Origin of the sequence: Maridesulfovibrio salexigens DSM 2638 (assembly GCF_000023445.1) — a bacterium.
GTDB classification, from domain to species: Bacteria; Desulfobacterota; Desulfovibrionia; order Desulfovibrionales; family Desulfovibrionaceae; genus Maridesulfovibrio; species Maridesulfovibrio salexigens.
Genome location: NC_012881.1, coordinates 3,289,586 through 3,303,811 on the forward strand (window position 1 = coordinate 3,289,586; position 14,226 = coordinate 3,303,811).

Here is a 14,226-nt window from a genome sequence, read left to right on the forward strand (position 1 = left end):
AGTTTCTGCCTTTTTTGCAGCAACAATGCAGATGGTGCTTTATAAACCGCCTGGTTACCATTTAAAGAATGGCGGCCCGTCCTTGGTTATATCCATGTTGATAACCTTATAGGCATCTCGGGTATCATCCCCGGGTCTCTTAATATTAATGATAACCGGAGCAGCCCCCAGCCCCACGGTGGTAAATTCAAACCGCCAACGCCCGAAATCACCCATCAATCCGGAATCAGCTTTGATTATCTTAAACTTGTCCAGACTGACCAGCTCGGGATCAAAAGAAACACCGTCAAATTGATACCCCCCGGAACCGGGATTACGCATTTCGAAAGCAAGCTGCTCTCCGGGCATGAGTCCGAGGCTTATCTCATGCTTACCGTCCATGTCATATTCGGCAATCGAGTCCGCAAAAGGGTTCAGCGAAGAACAGCCGCTAGACATAAACGTTAATAAAAGCAGACATAACACCCAGCCAAACGAATTATATTTTTTTATTTTCATAAATTCTGCATTTTTATGTGCCTATTTTGACACCTGTGTTAATAAAATATTTTTTACAAAGCATTTCAACAAGTTAAGAATTTGAGAAAAAACCAATTCAAGTGTAATAATATTAACCGCATACGGCAAGGGGAAGCCGTAAGCTATGGCTGTTTTATCAGTTATAATACTCATTTCGATGTGCGTCTTCTTCAGGAATGTTCCTGAATTCCCGGGCGCTTGGTGCTTTTATTATTGTTTTTACCTTTTTTAAGGAGTGTGAGGATGAAACGTTCATTACTGTTTCTTGCGCTAGTTGCTATTCTGACTCTCGGCCTCGCCGGATGCAGCGCAGAAAAAAAAGAAGAGGCCCCAGCCAAAAAGGAAACCACTGAAGCAGCTCCTGCTGCCGCAGCCGGTAAAACCCTGAAACTGGCCATGGATGCCGACCCTGTCTCCCTTGACCCTCATGTACAGCTTTCCGGTGGTATGCTTCAGTACTCCCACATGGTTTTCGATCCCCTCGTTCGCTGGGCTCAAGACGGTTCCTTTGAACCCCGTCTTGCTGAGTCCTGGGAACGTATCGATGACAAAACCATGCGCTTTCACCTGCGCAAAGGTGTAAAATTTCACTCCGGCAACCCCTTCACCGCTGAAGATGTTGTCTGGACCATTGAGCGCCTCAAAAAGAGCGCGGACTTTAAAGGTCTGTTCGAGCCTTTCTCTCCCGCAAAAGTTGTTGATGCCAACACTGTTGATATCATTACTAAAGAGCCTTACGGCCTGCTCCTGAACATGGCGACCTACATTTTTCCCATGGACAAGAAGTTCTACTCCGGCAATGACGAATCCGGTCAGGCTAAAGACGCTATCGTTAAAACCGGCCCCTCTTTTGCCAACGTAAACGAATCCGGTACCGGTAAATACACTGTTGCCGAACGTGAACAGGGCGTACGCGTTGTTTTCAAATCCTTCCCCGAATACTGGGACAAAGCAGGTAACGTTGATACCATCATCCTGACTCCCATTAAAAACGACGCTACCCGCGTAGCAGCACTGCTTTCCGGCGATGTTGATTTCATCATGCCCGTTCCCCCGCAGGACCTGAAGCGCGTTGAGTCCACTGAAGGCCTGCAGCTGGTAACCATGTCCGGTTCCCGCATCATCACTTTCCAGCTGAACCAGAAACGCCAGAAGCCTTTCCAGAACCCCAAAGTTCGTCAGGCTATTGTATATGCTACCGACAACACCGGTATCGTAAACAAAGTAATGAAAGGCTTCGCTACTGTTGCCTGTCAGCAGGGCCCCGAAGGTTTTGCAGGTTACAATGCAGAACTCAAGCCCCGCTATGACCTTGAAAAAGCCAAGCAGCTCATGAAAGAAGCCGGCTACGAAAACGGTTTTGAGTGCACCATGATCGCACCTAACAACCGTTACGTTAACGATGAAAAAATAGCTGAAGCATTCGTTTCCATGCTTGGCAAAATCGGCATCAAGGTTAACCTGAAAACCATGCCTAAAGCTCAGTACTGGGATCAGTTCGATGCACAGGTTGCCGACATCCAGATGATCGGCTGGCACTCTGATACCGAAGACTCCGCTAACTACACTGAATTCCTGCTTATGTGCATCAACAAGGAAACCGGTTACGGCCAGTACAACAGCGGTAACTACTGCAACCCCGAAGTAGATTCCCTGATTATGCAGTCCCAGACCGAAACCGACCTTGCCAAGCGTAGTGCAATGCTCCAGAAAGTAGAAAAAATCCTCTACGACGAAGCAGCATTCGTACCCCTGCACTGGCAGAACCTGTCCTGGGCTTCCAAGGACGGTATGAACACCAAAGAAATCGTAAACGTACAGAACTTCCCCTACTTCGGCGACCTCGTCATCAAGTAGTGGAGATAACTGCATAAAATCACACTCAAAGGGAACTCCAATACGGGGTTCCCTTTGATGCGTCTGAAACTCAATTAATTTTCAAAAATCAATCCCGCAAGCGGGATTGCAAAGGTAAATGTTCCTTTGTCCGCCGGAGGCGAAATCACTCGCCCCAAAGCGTGAAGCGCCTCAACTGTTTTCCGTCTGGAGTTAAATAAAAAATGTTTGCTTTTATAGTCCGAAGGATCGCGCAGGCGATCATTGTAATGCTGATCATCAGCTTCATCGGCTTTGCCATCAAGCAAAGCTTCGGTGACCCGGTCAGGGAGATTACGGGGGTTTCCGTATCTGCTGCTGAAAGGGAAAAAATCAGAGACGAACTTGGCCTAAACGATCCGTTCATGGTCCAGTTCGGCCGTTTCATGCAGGGAGCGGTCAAGGGTGATATCGGTAGATCTTTCTTCTACAAAAAGTCCGCTCTGGATGTAATTCTGAGCAAAGCTCCCGCGACTCTGGAACTGGTTATCTGTGCCGCCCTGATCATTGTAATATTTTCTGTACCGCTGGGTATTTATTCGGCCATTCGACCAAAGGCCATATTCGCGCGGTTCGTCATGGGAGGATCGATTGTCGGGGTATCAATACCGGTATTTCTTACCGCGATTCTCATGATCTATGTTTTCTCAGTAGAGCTGCACTGGCTGCCATCATACGGACGTGGTGAGACAGTCGACTTAGGCGGCTGGCGCACCGGATTTCTGACAGCTGACGGCTGGCTGCATCTTATCATGCCTTCCATCGCCTTATCTTCCATCATGCTCCCACTCTTCATTCGACTCATTCGTTCCGAAATGATGGAAGTTCTTGAAAACGACTACATCAAGTATGCATGGGCCAAAGGCTTGATGCCCAAGAGGGTCTGGATTGTTCACGCTTTCAAAAACACTCTGCTCCCGGTAATTACTGTTGGCGGTGTACAACTAGGAACAATGATCGCCTTCACCATCCTCACTGAGACTGTATTCCAGTGGCAGGGCATGGGCTTCATGTTCATTGAGGCAGTGGAACGCGGCGATGCTCCGCTGATGGTAGCCTACCTCATGGTGGTCGGGATGATATTTGTAGTTGTTAACACCGTGGTTGACGTCATTTACGGACTGGTCAACCCTCAGGTCAGAATCGCGGGGCAAAAATAAATGAAAACCAGATCACGCTGGCAGAGATTCAAAGAATCATACTTTCTGCACGACTTTCTGCACGACAAAGTTGCCCTCACAAGTTTCGGTATTCTGGTCGTGCTGCTGTTCATGGGCTTTGCGGCCCCCCTTGTCGCACCTTTTAATCCCTACGATGCCCACAACATCGACATCATGAACGCGGAAATTCCGCCTTCCTGGCTTCCCGGCGGGGACAGCAACTTCCTGCTCGGAACAGATGCACAGGGCCGCGACCTATACTCCACCATGCTTTACGGCATGCGCGTATCGCTGATCATCGGTATCGGCGCTGTTGCTCTTCAGGCTTTCCTCGGCATTATGGTCGGGCTGGTAGCCGGTTTTATGGGTAAAAGGGTGGAATCCATCCTTATGCGCGTTGCTGATGTACAGCTCTCCTTCTCCACCTACATGGTTGCTATCTTTATTTCAGCCATCTTTCAGGCTGTATTCGGGGTCGCCAAATACGAAGAAATCGCTGTACCGTTGCTGATTCTGGTCATCGGCTTTGCTGAATGGCCGCAATATGCACGTACTGTACGTGCTTCCGTACTGGCGGAAAAAAAGAAGGAATACGTGGAAGCGGCTAAGGTTATCGGCCTTTCCCAGAAAAGGATTATGTGGCGACACGTTCTGCCCAACACCCTTTCTCCGGTCTTCGTTATCTCCACCATTCAGGTTGCAAACGCCATCATGAGTGAGGCAGCCCTCTCCTTTGTAGGTCTGGGTATGCCTGTAACCCAGCCTTCGCTGGGCTCACTGATCAACGTTGGCTTTGAGTACATCTTCAGTGGATCATGGTGGATTACCATGTTCCCCGGTATTGTACTCGTTGTGCTCATTCTGGTCATCAACCTGCTTGGTGACTGGCTGCGCGACTTCCTCAACCCGAAACTGTACAAGGGGTAACCAATGCAACCGCTTCTTGATGTTAAGAACTTAAGTGTTGAGTTCGCATTGCGCCAAGGCCCCCTTGAGGCAGTACGCAATGTAAGCTTCACCCTGAACAGGGGCGAAAGGCTCGGTCTGGTTGGTGAATCCGGAGCCGGTAAATCTGTAACCGGTTTCTCCATTATCAACCTTATCTCCAAACCCGGATATATCTCCAACGGGTCAATCATGTTTGAAGGGCAGGATCTTGCGAAAATGCCTTTTGATAAAATGCGCGGCGTTCGCGGAAACCGCATTTCCATGATCTTTCAGGACCCCATGATGACCCTGAACCCGGTCTTGACCATCGGTACCCAGATGATTGAGACCGTGCTGGCTCACATGGACGTTACCCGCAAGGAAGCTGAAGAAATTGCGCTGGAAAAACTGCGCAAGGTTTACATTCCTTCCCCGCGCAAACGTCTGGACCAGTACCCGCATGAATTCTCGGGAGGTATGCGCCAGCGTATCGTCATCGCCATTTCCCTTTTGACAGATCCCTCGCTGATCATCGCCGATGAACCGACCACCGCGCTTGACGTGACCATTCAGGCTGAGATCATGGATCTGCTGCTGGAACTCTGTGAGAGCGATAACATGGGCCTGATTCTGATCACCCATGACCTCGCTGTTGTATCGGAAGTTACCCAGCGCATCGCGGTTATGTATGCGGGTGGAATTGTGGAGACAGGTTCAACCCGTCAGGTAACCGAAACCCCGGGCCATCCTTACACCCAGGGACTCATCGCCGCACTGCCCCAGTCAGGTGCAGCAGGCGACCGCCTGACCCAGATCCCCGGTGCCATGCCTTCACTCATGAATATGCCTGAAGGCTGTCCCTTCAACCCCAGATGCCAGCACTGTACTGATATCTGTAAGCAGGAACGGCCTGAACTTAAAGAAAATAAATCCGGTATTCTGGTGGCCTGCCACCATGCCGACAAAGTATAGAGATTCGTCATGCCAACCGATTCCCTCGTAAAAATTAAAAATCTGGTCAAGCACTTCGACATTTCCGGCGGACTGCTAGACCAGCTGCAAATGGAAAACGGACGCATCACACGCAACCGCACCATCGTCAAAGCGGTCAACAATGTCAGCTTTGAAATCAAAAAAGGTGAAACATTAAGCGTGGTCGGCGAATCCGGATGTGGTAAATCAACCCTTGCAAGAACCGTAATGGGCCTTTACCCGCCCAACTCCGGTGAAGTGCTCTACGGTGGAGAACGCATCGACAACCTGCCGCACTCAAAGATGCTGCCTTACCGTACAAAAATGCAAATGGTCTTTCAGGACCCCTATGCCTCGCTGAACCCGCGCATGACCGTGCGCCAGATCATTGAGGAGCCCATCTATTTCCACAACAAGGGCATTTCAAGGGGTGAGGCTAAAGACAAGCTGCATAAAGTAATGCGCAGCGTCGGTATGGACCCGGAATGGGCCGGAAACTACCCCCATGAATTCTCAGGTGGACAGCGTCAGCGCATCAGCATTGCCCGCGCTCTGGCTGTTGAACCTCAATTTATTGTGGCCGATGAACCCATTGCCGCACTGGATGTTTCCATTCAGGCCCAAATTCTGAACCTGCTCATGGATGCGCAGGAAGAACGCAACCTGACCTATCTGTTCATCAGCCATGACCTCTCCGTTGTTGAACACATTTCCACCCGCGTGGCGGTTATGTATCTGGGTAGTCTTTGCGAACTGGGCACAGCCAAGGAAATCTTTGCCAATCCGCAGCACCCTTACACAAGAGCACTGCTCTCGGCTATTCCGACACTTGGCGGGGAAAAGAAAAAACACATCCACCTTTCCGGTGATGTGCCCACTCCCATCAACCTGCCCACAGGCTGTGTTTTCCATGGTCGCTGCACATTTGCAAATGACCGCTGCCGTGAAGAGGTTCCCATTGCTCGTAATCTGGAAAACGGCACCCTCTGTGCCTGCCACGCTGTGGAAGAAGGAAGGCTTTAGCCAACAATACCGATTCACAGCAAATCGACTTACAAAAGAAAAGCCCGTTAATAAGAGACGGGCTTTTTTATTATGTGCTATACTCTTGCAATAACATTGATTCAAATTCTTGCAGGATGACAGTATGAGCCAAGAAATGAAAGTGCTGGGGGTCTATTCCCAAAACATCAAGACCAGAATCGGAGCAGGCACAACCTCACAAAAATCCGATCATAAAACCTACCATTACGTCATCCGCGTAGGCTACAGTAAATACCATGTACAACCATTGAACGAGCAGGACATTCCTTCCGGAATGATTACCGTTATTTCTGAAAAAGATTTCATCGCTCAGTTCAGCCCTGAATTATACTACTACCAACGAAAAACCCTGCCCGCCCTGAAAACCCTGCAAGCCAAAATATCCAAAGGGGAAGAAGCTTTTGAAAAAGGTAAGCTGGATGATGCTGAGCATGCCTTTGCAGGAGCCCTGCTTCTCGACCCGGATAACCCCAAAGCGAATCTAGGCATGGGTACCGTCCAGTGCACAAAAGAAAATTTCGACAAACTCACTGAGATCATCCAAGTTCTGCTGAATCTGGATGCCGTATTTCTTGAAGAACAACGTCAGGAGTTCAACCTCTTTGCCATAGTGCTGCGCAAGAGCAAGCGATACAATGAAGCCCTGACTTTTTATAAGAAAGCACTTGAAATTTATCCGAATGACGAAAACCTGCATTTCAATATTGCCCGGGCTTATTTTGATACTGACAACAGCGAGGAAGCTCTTTCACATATAAATAAAGCTCTTGATATCAATCCAGAGCTGGAATCAGCTACTCTTTTTCAAAAATATCTGCTTAAAAAAAAGAAAAAGAAACCCGCTACGGCAGTTAAAAATAAAAAACAAAGTATCCAGACTCCGCAAAAGCGGAAATAAATCAGGCACTCCTGAATATAAACTCCAGATTGAAACAAGTTCTAATCGACATTTTTTAAAAGCCTGCTTATAAACAGCAGGCTTTACGTTGAACAACAAGAAAAATATATTTTAGTAAAGCAGACAGCTTACTTGATATGTGTCTATGTGGGGAGACAGTTGATGGGAGATATTTTTCAAGTACTTGGTGTTTATTCCAAAAACATCAAAGATCATACCGGAGCCGGGACAACAATGCAGCGTTCCGAGAGCAAGACATACTACTATGTCACACGGTCCGGTGTGGACAATTTTCAAGTTCAACCCCTCAATAACCAGAACGTCCCCTCAGGCATGGTGATAACTTTAAACAAAAAAGAATTTATCACCCAGTACGCTCCCGAAATAAAATACTATGAAAAAAAGACCCTTCCGGCTCTGAAATCACTTCAAAACAAAATTGAAAAAGGGGAACAGAACTTTCTGAACGGAAACCTTGATGAAGCAGAACAATCCTTTGCCAAAGCCCTTTTTCTGGACCCGGAACACCCCAAAGCCAATTTGGGAATGGGGTCTGTGCAATGCACTAAGAAAAATTTCAAAAAGCTTTCCAAGATAATAGACAGGCTTTTAAATAAAGACGAAATTTTCATGGAAAGCCAGAGGCAGGAGTTCAACCTCTTTGCTATCAGCTTACGCAAACAATCTCTTTTTGATGAAGCCATCACATTTTATGACCGGGCTATTCAGATCAATCCTAATGACGAAAATTTGCATTTCAATACAGCCAGAGCTTATTTCGATGCCGGTAATAATGACATGGCGTTAAAACATCTGGATAAAGCACTTGAAATTGCACCTACACTTGAAGTAGCTTCCATGTTCAAGAAGTACATCGTCAAACGGAAAAAGAAATGATCTCGCAAAAGGAAAAACTCAAGGCAGCCTGCACTCCCGGACTCAAAATTACCATTGAGTTAGGTGGACTGAATGATAAAGCCCCGACCATCGTAGTTGGAGGGGACTTCATAAAATCACTCATTGTCAAAGAACCCATGGTTCACCATGCAGATAAATCCCTCTGGTCCGAATACATGTATCCCGGCAATGAGGCCACTATCCGCTATATTTATGAAGGAATCGCTTCTGGATATAAAACCGAAGTGATCAGAATGATCAGCTCGCCCGACAGACTTCTTTTCCTAAAATACCCAAAACGAATAGAATCATATAATCTCAGAAGGCATAAAAGGGTTTCCTGCTTCATGGAAGCACAAATAGAACTTGGCGAGAGAAAGAATACTGCAGTTCTGGAAGACCTGAGCACCAGCGGCTGCTGTGTGAGCTACATTACAGATAAAAATTACCCGGACCCCGAAATTGGGGACAAAATGAATATTTACTGTCCCTACTTTGCAGAGAACGGCACCAACTTCATCCCCTGCAAAGTGCAGCGCTGCACCAAGGATTCACGAAAAACCATTCTGGGTATGACCTTTGAAAAGCCATCCCCGGAAATCCTGATTAAGATACAGGATTACGTAGCCACCATACTTTACCATTCCTAAAAATTTCAAAGAAGAAGGCCCTGCTGAATAATTCCAGCAGGGCCTTCTTCTTTTATCGTAAAAAGAACTGACTATTTTTTAGTGCGGACAGTAAGTCCCAAATCCTCAAGCATGGTCAGATCGTGATCTATACCCTGCCCTGATACGGTGAGAAAATCGCCTACCATCAGGCCGTTACAGCCGGCATGGAAAATAAATGATTGCAGGGAACGCAGTGCGGCACGTCCCGCGGCCATGCGCACTTCCGCATGAGGATTGACCAAACGGAACATCGCGATAGTCAGCAGAATTTCCAGAGGCTGTAATGGTTCAACATTCTCCAGAGGAGTTCCCGGAATGGGAATCAGGAAATTAAGGGGAATGGAATCAACTTCCAGCTCCGCAAGTGCAAGAGCCAGTTCAACCCGCTGTTGATGACTTTCACCTAGGCCCAGCAGCCCGCCGCAACAGACTTCTAGTCCGGCTTTTTTGGCATCACGCACCGTACGTACCCGCTCTTCATAGCTGTGGGTGGTGCAGACATTCGGGAAATAGCTTTCCGCAGCCTCAAGGTTATGGTGATAACGAACTACGCCGGATTCGTGCAGCTTCTTCAATGACTCAAAATCAAGGCAGCCAAGTGATGCACAATGGTTAAAACTCCTCTCGCGCATACCGTCCACAGCTTCACAGACATGATCAAGAGATTTACCCTTTAGCGCCCTGCCGCTGGTCACATAACTGAAGAATTCAAGGGGTGACTGCCCTGCTTTCTCAGCACAGTCCCGGATTTCCTCCACCGACATGAGCGGGTAAGCCGGAGCCGGTGTGCCTTTAAAATGGCTGGACTGAGCACAGAAAGTACAATCTTCCGAACAGTTCCCGCTACGTACGTTAGCGATGGAACAAAGACTGACCTCGCGCCCGAAACGCCGCATGGTCATGGTATGTGCAGCATGCAAAATTTCTGCAAGCTCTCCGTGGGAAGCACCGAGTACTGAAACCGCAGTGTGTTCATCAATGGCCCCGCCACCGTGAACGGCATTCCACAAAGCCTGTTTCTCGTTTCTATCCAAAATATTACCCCTGAAGGCCAATCACTTCACATATAGCGGAAGTCAAAGCCTCAAGCTCAAGATTTGAAATTATATATGGCGGCATCACATAAACAAGTTTTCCAAAAGGACGAACCCAAACGCCGCGTTTTACAAATTCCTGCTGGATGGATTCCATATCCACGGGTTCCTTCAGCTCGACAACCCCGATAGCACCAAGGCAGCGAACATCAGCCACCGCACTTGATTTCGCACACGGTGCAAGTCCGGAACAAAGAAGCTCGGAAATCTCCGCTACCCGTTCTTTCCAGTTACTTTTCAATAAAAGATCTATGGAAGCATTGGCAACAGCGCAGGCCAGAGGGTTGCCCATAAAAGTCGGGCCGTGCATAAACACCCCGCCCTTGGAAGATATACCCTCGGCAACTTCCTTTGTAGCAAGGGTTGCAGCCAGAGTCATCATACCTCCGGTAATGGACTTGCCAACACACATGATATCCGGACAAATTCCGGCCTTTTCGCTGGCAAACATGGTCCCGGTACGTCCGAATCCAGTAGCAATTTCATCACAAATAAGCAGAACATTATGCTCATCGCATGCCTCGCGGACCCGTTTCAGATATTCAGGAGAATAAAAACGCATACCGCCTGTTCCTTGCACCACTGGTTCAAGGATTACTGCCGCCAGCTCATGGGCGTGTTCTTCAATCTTGGACTTGAAATCGGCGAAATGTTCATCACTGCAACCTTCTTCAAATCCGCACTCTGGAGATTCGGCAAAAATATGCTTCGGCAATATAGAGGTAAACATGGAATGCATACCGTTAACAGGATCGCAAACCGACATGCAGCCGATGGTATCACCGTGGTAGCCATTACGAACAGTCATCAAACGATTCTTTTTGGGTTTGCCTATTACATACCAATACTGAATGGCCATCTTGATCGCCACTTCCACTGACACCGAACCCGAGTCAGCCAAAAAAACGTGCTGCAACGGCTCCGGAGAAATATCAACCAACTTACGAGCCAGTTCAACCGCGGGTTCATGGGTCAGTCCGCCAAACATGACATGTGGCATGACTTCAGCCTGATCACACAAAGCCTTTCGCAATACAGGATGGTTATAACCATGAACGGCACACCACCACGAGGCCATCCCGTCGATAAGCTCAGTACCGTCTTCAAGGATAATTTTCACACCCTCAGTACGCTTCACCGGAAAGACTTTAAGGGGATTTGTGGCAGAAGTATAAGGATGCCAGATATGTTCCCTGTCGAAATCTAGTATAGACATATTCACCTCCAGCGGCCCTTCGGAGCCCCCCCTTTGAGAAAGGGTGCTCTGAACTCTCCTAAAACTTTTGTTAGGGGCTCACCGTGTTGTAGCTGAAATTTTTTTTTTAATGAGCGAACACATTTGTTCGTGGGAAAAAGAATGCTGTGATTATTTTTTATCAATCATCCTATGCGGCATAGCCCTACTCGTTAGACAGCTATGAATCTAAAGCTTCGTCGATTTGCTCCCAGCATTTGGGATCATTGTAGTCCCAATTTTCGATATATGGAATGGAAGCTATCACTTTTACTTCGGAGATTTTTTCGATGAAACGAATATTCTCTTCAGCCATACCGAATTCTTCTGGAGCGGGCTGGTTGGGGGAAGTCATGACCAGCCCGGAGATTTCCAAACCGGACTGTTGCAAGGCCGCGATGGAAAGCAATGCTTCGTTAATACAGCCAAGCTTGTTTTCAACAACCAGAATAACCGGATAACCAAGCTCTTTCATAAGATTGAGCATGGAAGATTCATCACTCAGAGGAACCATTATTCCCCCGGCACCTTCTACCAGAAGGAAATCGTCTCCTTCAAGTTCACGGACTTTCCGGGCAATCTCGACATAATCGAGTTCTACCCCGGCCAGCCTTGCGGCAAGATGAGGGGAGGTCGGGGGCTCAAAAATATAAGGACATTGTCTGTTGATGTCCCAGACAGCCCCAGCTGCACGATAGACATCGCCGTCCGGGGAATCGAATGAACCGTCAGGCAGGACAATGGCCCCTGACTGAACAGGTTTCACCGGAAGTATGCTCCGTCCTGATTTCATAAAGAAACGGGCAAGACCTGCGGTAACCACAGTCTTTCCTACGTCCGTACCAGTCCCGGTAATGAAAAATCCGGCAGACATTTTAACTGGCCTCGCCTGATTTGATTACTTCCAGCGGATCACGGTCGCTTGTTTCGGCAAAGAAAAGTTCCTTGTCATAAGGACCAAAATGTCCTTCGTCACCAACGAGGGTGAAAAATTCAATGCGGGAATAGCGGCGACAGCGGTCCTCGCTGACGCGATTGGTGATGTAATAATTGAATTTGTCCATAGAATGGGTGGACTGTCCCAGATCGATTACCCGGTCAGCAAACTCGCACCACGCATGGGCTACCCACTTATCATCTTTAAAAATCCAACCATGAACAACTTCGACTTCAGTATTCTCACTGGCAGGTTCAAGGCAATATTCGTATGCGGAAGGTTGATTTCTACTCATTACAGCTATCCTTTTTCTTGGCATCAAGAGCCATTTTGATCGCACCCAATGCGTTACCTACTTCATGATGAGAGGGGAAAACAGCTTCAGTATGCAGTTTTTCAGCAACTTCAGGCAGCAGCTTCTGAGCGGCAGCACCGATCCCCACGATGGGCAGGTTAAGTGAAGCATCAAAGCTTACCAGCGAACTTGCCGCACGCCCGGAGATAAATCCGGCCATGTTGCCGCCGATTTCCTTGCGCACAATATGTTCGAGCATGGCATTTTCAATCTTGACCCTTGTTTCAGAAAGGACCATGTCCGCAAAACCAGCTCCATCAAGATCAAATTCCTTACCCAGAATATCAGCCGCAGCTTCAGAAACAGACTTGTCGCCGATAGCAAGCAGCCCCTGCACATGCAGTGCATCAGTGGAGGTGAAACCGACTTCCTCCACCAGCTGTTCGCGCACAAGCTTCTGGACCTTTCCGCCAAGTCCGATCTCACCGAGTCCGGTTCCTTCCATGATCTGTCCGAAGGTGGCGGGACCGTTTTCAAAAAGATATTTCAGGACTGCGTCATCGGAGCTTTTTTCTGCGGATGGACCGACCTTAAGCAGATGAGACTCGTGCCCTTTGCCGATCCATTTTTCAGGAGCGGGAATGTCTCCAGCCATACACAGGGGCACAACCCTGCCCGGACCTACTTCAAAATTTCCTGATCTGTTGATACGCGCAAAGCTGTCACCACCGACACCTACGGTAAACATTTCCACCGCTTCAACATGGGTTTCCCAATCGCCGATAATGGAACCGCTTTCCTGAATAGTAGGCTGGGAATTGCGGATCAAAGTAACGTCAGTGGTTGTACCACCCACATCCACGATGAGTGCATCTTTTTCCGGGGAATAAATGGAGCCGTAATAAGCGGTTGAGGCAGGGCCGCTGGCAAAGGTTTCAGCCGCACGCTGTACTGCATCTTCCATGCTCATGGGAGTTGCATTACCGCGAACAACAACCACGGAAGAACCGAGTCCGCGTTCATCAAGGGCCTTGCCTACACCGGACAGAAATTCTTTCATTACCGGCATAAGACGGGCATTCAGTACAGCTGTTGCTGCACGTTCAGCCTGCCCTGCACGGGTACTGATTGTGTGGGAGCAGAATACGGGCTGGGGATCGGTAAGAGAAATAGCTTTTGCTGCAATAAGTTCATGAGCCGGATTCTTGATACTCATGGCTGAGCAGACAGCATATGCATCGACATGTCCGGCCATATCCTGAATACCGTCCACAAGGGATTCAATATCCAGCGGATCTTCTTCCATTCCGGTTATCTTGTGTCCGCCCTTAACGTAACGCAAAGTCACAACAGGCAGCTTCAGCGCCTTGGTGGTACCGATCATAAATAGACCGACCCGTGCGCCTTTATTCTCAACAACTGCGTTGGTCGCCAGAGTGGTGGAAACAGAAACAAGCTTGACCTCATCCGGGCTGATTCCGCTTTCCTTCATGGCTTTATCCAAGGAAGAAGCCAGACCGAGGCTCAGATCATGATGAGTGGTGGGAGATTTGGCTGTAGCCACCACGCTTGAGTCTTCGCATTTTACAACAACAGTGTCTGTGTAGGTTCCACCTGTATCAATACCGATCGCATAACCGCTCTCAAAACTCATTGCACATATATCCTTCGCCCGCAGGAGGCATTTTTGTTCAATATCCGAC

14 protein-coding genes are annotated in these 14,226 nt (G+C 48.3%); 8 read left to right on the top strand and 6 right to left on the bottom strand.

Annotated features, from left to right (window positions below):
• Positions 1 to 54: 54 nt before the first annotated feature.
• Positions 55 to 498, bottom strand: a complete 444-nt coding sequence (locus DESAL_RS15030; protein ID WP_157046968.1) for a hypothetical protein — start codon at positions 496 to 498, stop codon at positions 55 to 57.
• Positions 499 to 762: 264 nt separating this feature from the next.
• On the opposite strand from DESAL_RS15030, the gene DESAL_RS15035 reads away from it, so the two are divergent.
• The 8 genes from DESAL_RS15035 (at position 763) to DESAL_RS15070 (ending at position 8,942) form a co-directional block, all read left to right on the top strand.
• Positions 763 to 2,376, top strand: a complete 1,614-nt coding sequence (locus DESAL_RS15035; RefSeq protein WP_015852837.1) for an ABC transporter substrate-binding protein — start codon at positions 763 to 765, stop codon at positions 2,374 to 2,376.
• A 203-nt stretch (positions 2,377 to 2,579) separates the two neighbouring features.
• Entirely contained in the window at positions 2,580 to 3,554 is a 975-nt protein-coding gene (locus DESAL_RS15040) for an ABC transporter permease (RefSeq protein ID WP_015852838.1), read from the top strand.
• Positions 3,555 to 4,481, top strand: coding sequence for an ABC transporter permease (locus DESAL_RS15045; protein ID WP_015852839.1), 927 nt, complete (start codon positions 3,555 to 3,557; stop codon positions 4,479 to 4,481).
• Positions 4,482 to 4,484: 3 nt separating this feature from the next.
• Positions 4,485 to 5,453, top strand: coding sequence for an ABC transporter ATP-binding protein (locus DESAL_RS15050; protein ID WP_015852840.1), 969 nt, complete (start codon positions 4,485 to 4,487; stop codon positions 5,451 to 5,453).
• Between the two features lie 9 nt (positions 5,454 to 5,462).
• Entirely contained in the window at positions 5,463 to 6,476 is a 1,014-nt protein-coding gene (locus tag DESAL_RS15055) for an ABC transporter ATP-binding protein (protein ID WP_015852841.1), read from the top strand.
• Between the two features lie 124 nt (positions 6,477 to 6,600).
• Positions 6,601 to 7,395, top strand: coding sequence for a tetratricopeptide repeat protein (locus DESAL_RS15060; RefSeq protein ID WP_015852842.1), 795 nt, complete (start codon positions 6,601 to 6,603; stop codon positions 7,393 to 7,395).
• A 162-nt stretch (positions 7,396 to 7,557) separates the two neighbouring features.
• The gene (locus DESAL_RS15065) at positions 7,558 to 8,292 is read left to right on the top strand and encodes a tetratricopeptide repeat protein (RefSeq protein ID WP_015852843.1); all 735 of its coding nucleotides are present in this window, start codon (positions 7,558 to 7,560) and stop codon (positions 8,290 to 8,292) included.
• A complete protein-coding gene (locus DESAL_RS15070; RefSeq protein ID WP_015852844.1) occupies positions 8,289 to 8,942 on the top strand; it encodes a PilZ domain-containing protein in 654 nt (217 codons plus the stop codon). Before DESAL_RS15065 ends, DESAL_RS15070 begins: the two co-directional genes overlap by 4 nt.
• A 71-nt stretch (positions 8,943 to 9,013) precedes the next feature.
• Here the strand turns inward: DESAL_RS15070 and bioB are convergent, their stop codons facing one another.
• The 5 genes from bioB to DESAL_RS15095 form a co-directional block, all read right to left on the bottom strand.
• Entirely contained in the window at positions 9,014 to 9,997 is a 984-nt protein-coding gene (gene bioB / locus DESAL_RS15075; RefSeq protein WP_015852845.1) for a biotin synthase BioB, read from the bottom strand.
• Positions 9,998 to 10,001: 4 nt separating this feature from the next.
• The gene (gene bioA / locus DESAL_RS15080) at positions 10,002 to 11,273 is read right to left on the bottom strand and encodes an adenosylmethionine--8-amino-7-oxononanoate transaminase (RefSeq protein ID WP_015852846.1); all 1,272 of its coding nucleotides are present in this window, start codon (positions 11,271 to 11,273) and stop codon (positions 10,002 to 10,004) included.
• Between the two features lie 199 nt (positions 11,274 to 11,472).
• Complete coding sequence (gene bioD, locus DESAL_RS15085; protein WP_015852847.1) at positions 11,473 to 12,165, bottom strand: dethiobiotin synthase; 693 nt, start codon at positions 12,163 to 12,165, stop codon at positions 11,473 to 11,475.
• 1 nt (position 12,166) lies between these two features.
• Entirely contained in the window at positions 12,167 to 12,523 is a 357-nt protein-coding gene (locus DESAL_RS15090; protein ID WP_015852848.1) for a hypothetical protein, read from the bottom strand.
• Positions 12,516 to 14,177 carry a hydantoinase/oxoprolinase N-terminal domain-containing protein gene (locus DESAL_RS15095; protein WP_015852849.1) on the bottom strand — a complete coding sequence of 554 codons (1,662 nt, stop codon included), beginning with the start codon at positions 14,175 to 14,177 and terminating at the stop codon, positions 12,516 to 12,518. Before DESAL_RS15095 ends, DESAL_RS15090 begins: the two co-directional genes overlap by 8 nt.
• Positions 14,178 to 14,226 lie beyond the last annotated feature (49 nt).

Bases quoted from the DNA above. Each gene is read 5' to 3' on its own strand.
- DESAL_RS15050 (WP_015852840.1), top strand. From the start codon at position 4,485: ATGCAACCGCTTCTTGATGTTAAGAACTTAAGTGTTGAGTTCGCATTG.
- DESAL_RS15065 (WP_015852843.1), top strand. From the start codon at position 7,558: ATGGGAGATATTTTTCAAGTACTTGGTGTTTATTCCAAAAACATCAAA.
- DESAL_RS15095 (WP_015852849.1), bottom strand. From the start codon at position 14,177: ATGAGTTTTGAGAGCGGTTATGCGATCGGTATTGATACAGGTGGAACC.
- DESAL_RS15055 (WP_015852841.1), top strand. From the start codon at position 5,463: ATGCCAACCGATTCCCTCGTAAAAATTAAAAATCTGGTCAAGCACTTC.
- DESAL_RS15070 (WP_015852844.1), top strand. From the start codon at position 8,289: ATGATCTCGCAAAAGGAAAAACTCAAGGCAGCCTGCACTCCCGGACTC.
- DESAL_RS15030 (WP_157046968.1), bottom strand. From the start codon at position 498: ATGAAAATAAAAAAATATAATTCGTTTGGCTGGGTGTTATGTCTGCTT.
- DESAL_RS15045 (WP_015852839.1), top strand. From the start codon at position 3,555: ATGAAAACCAGATCACGCTGGCAGAGATTCAAAGAATCATACTTTCTG.
- bioA (WP_015852846.1), bottom strand. From the start codon at position 11,273: ATGTCTATACTAGATTTCGACAGGGAACATATCTGGCATCCTTATACT.
- bioD (WP_015852847.1), bottom strand. From the start codon at position 12,165: ATGTCTGCCGGATTTTTCATTACCGGGACTGGTACGGACGTAGGAAAG.
- DESAL_RS15090 (WP_015852848.1), bottom strand. From the start codon at position 12,523: ATGAGTAGAAATCAACCTTCCGCATACGAATATTGCCTTGAACCTGCC.
- DESAL_RS15040 (WP_015852838.1), top strand. From the start codon at position 2,580: ATGTTTGCTTTTATAGTCCGAAGGATCGCGCAGGCGATCATTGTAATG.
- DESAL_RS15035 (WP_015852837.1), top strand. From the start codon at position 763: ATGAAACGTTCATTACTGTTTCTTGCGCTAGTTGCTATTCTGACTCTC.
- DESAL_RS15060 (WP_015852842.1), top strand. From the start codon at position 6,601: ATGAGCCAAGAAATGAAAGTGCTGGGGGTCTATTCCCAAAACATCAAG.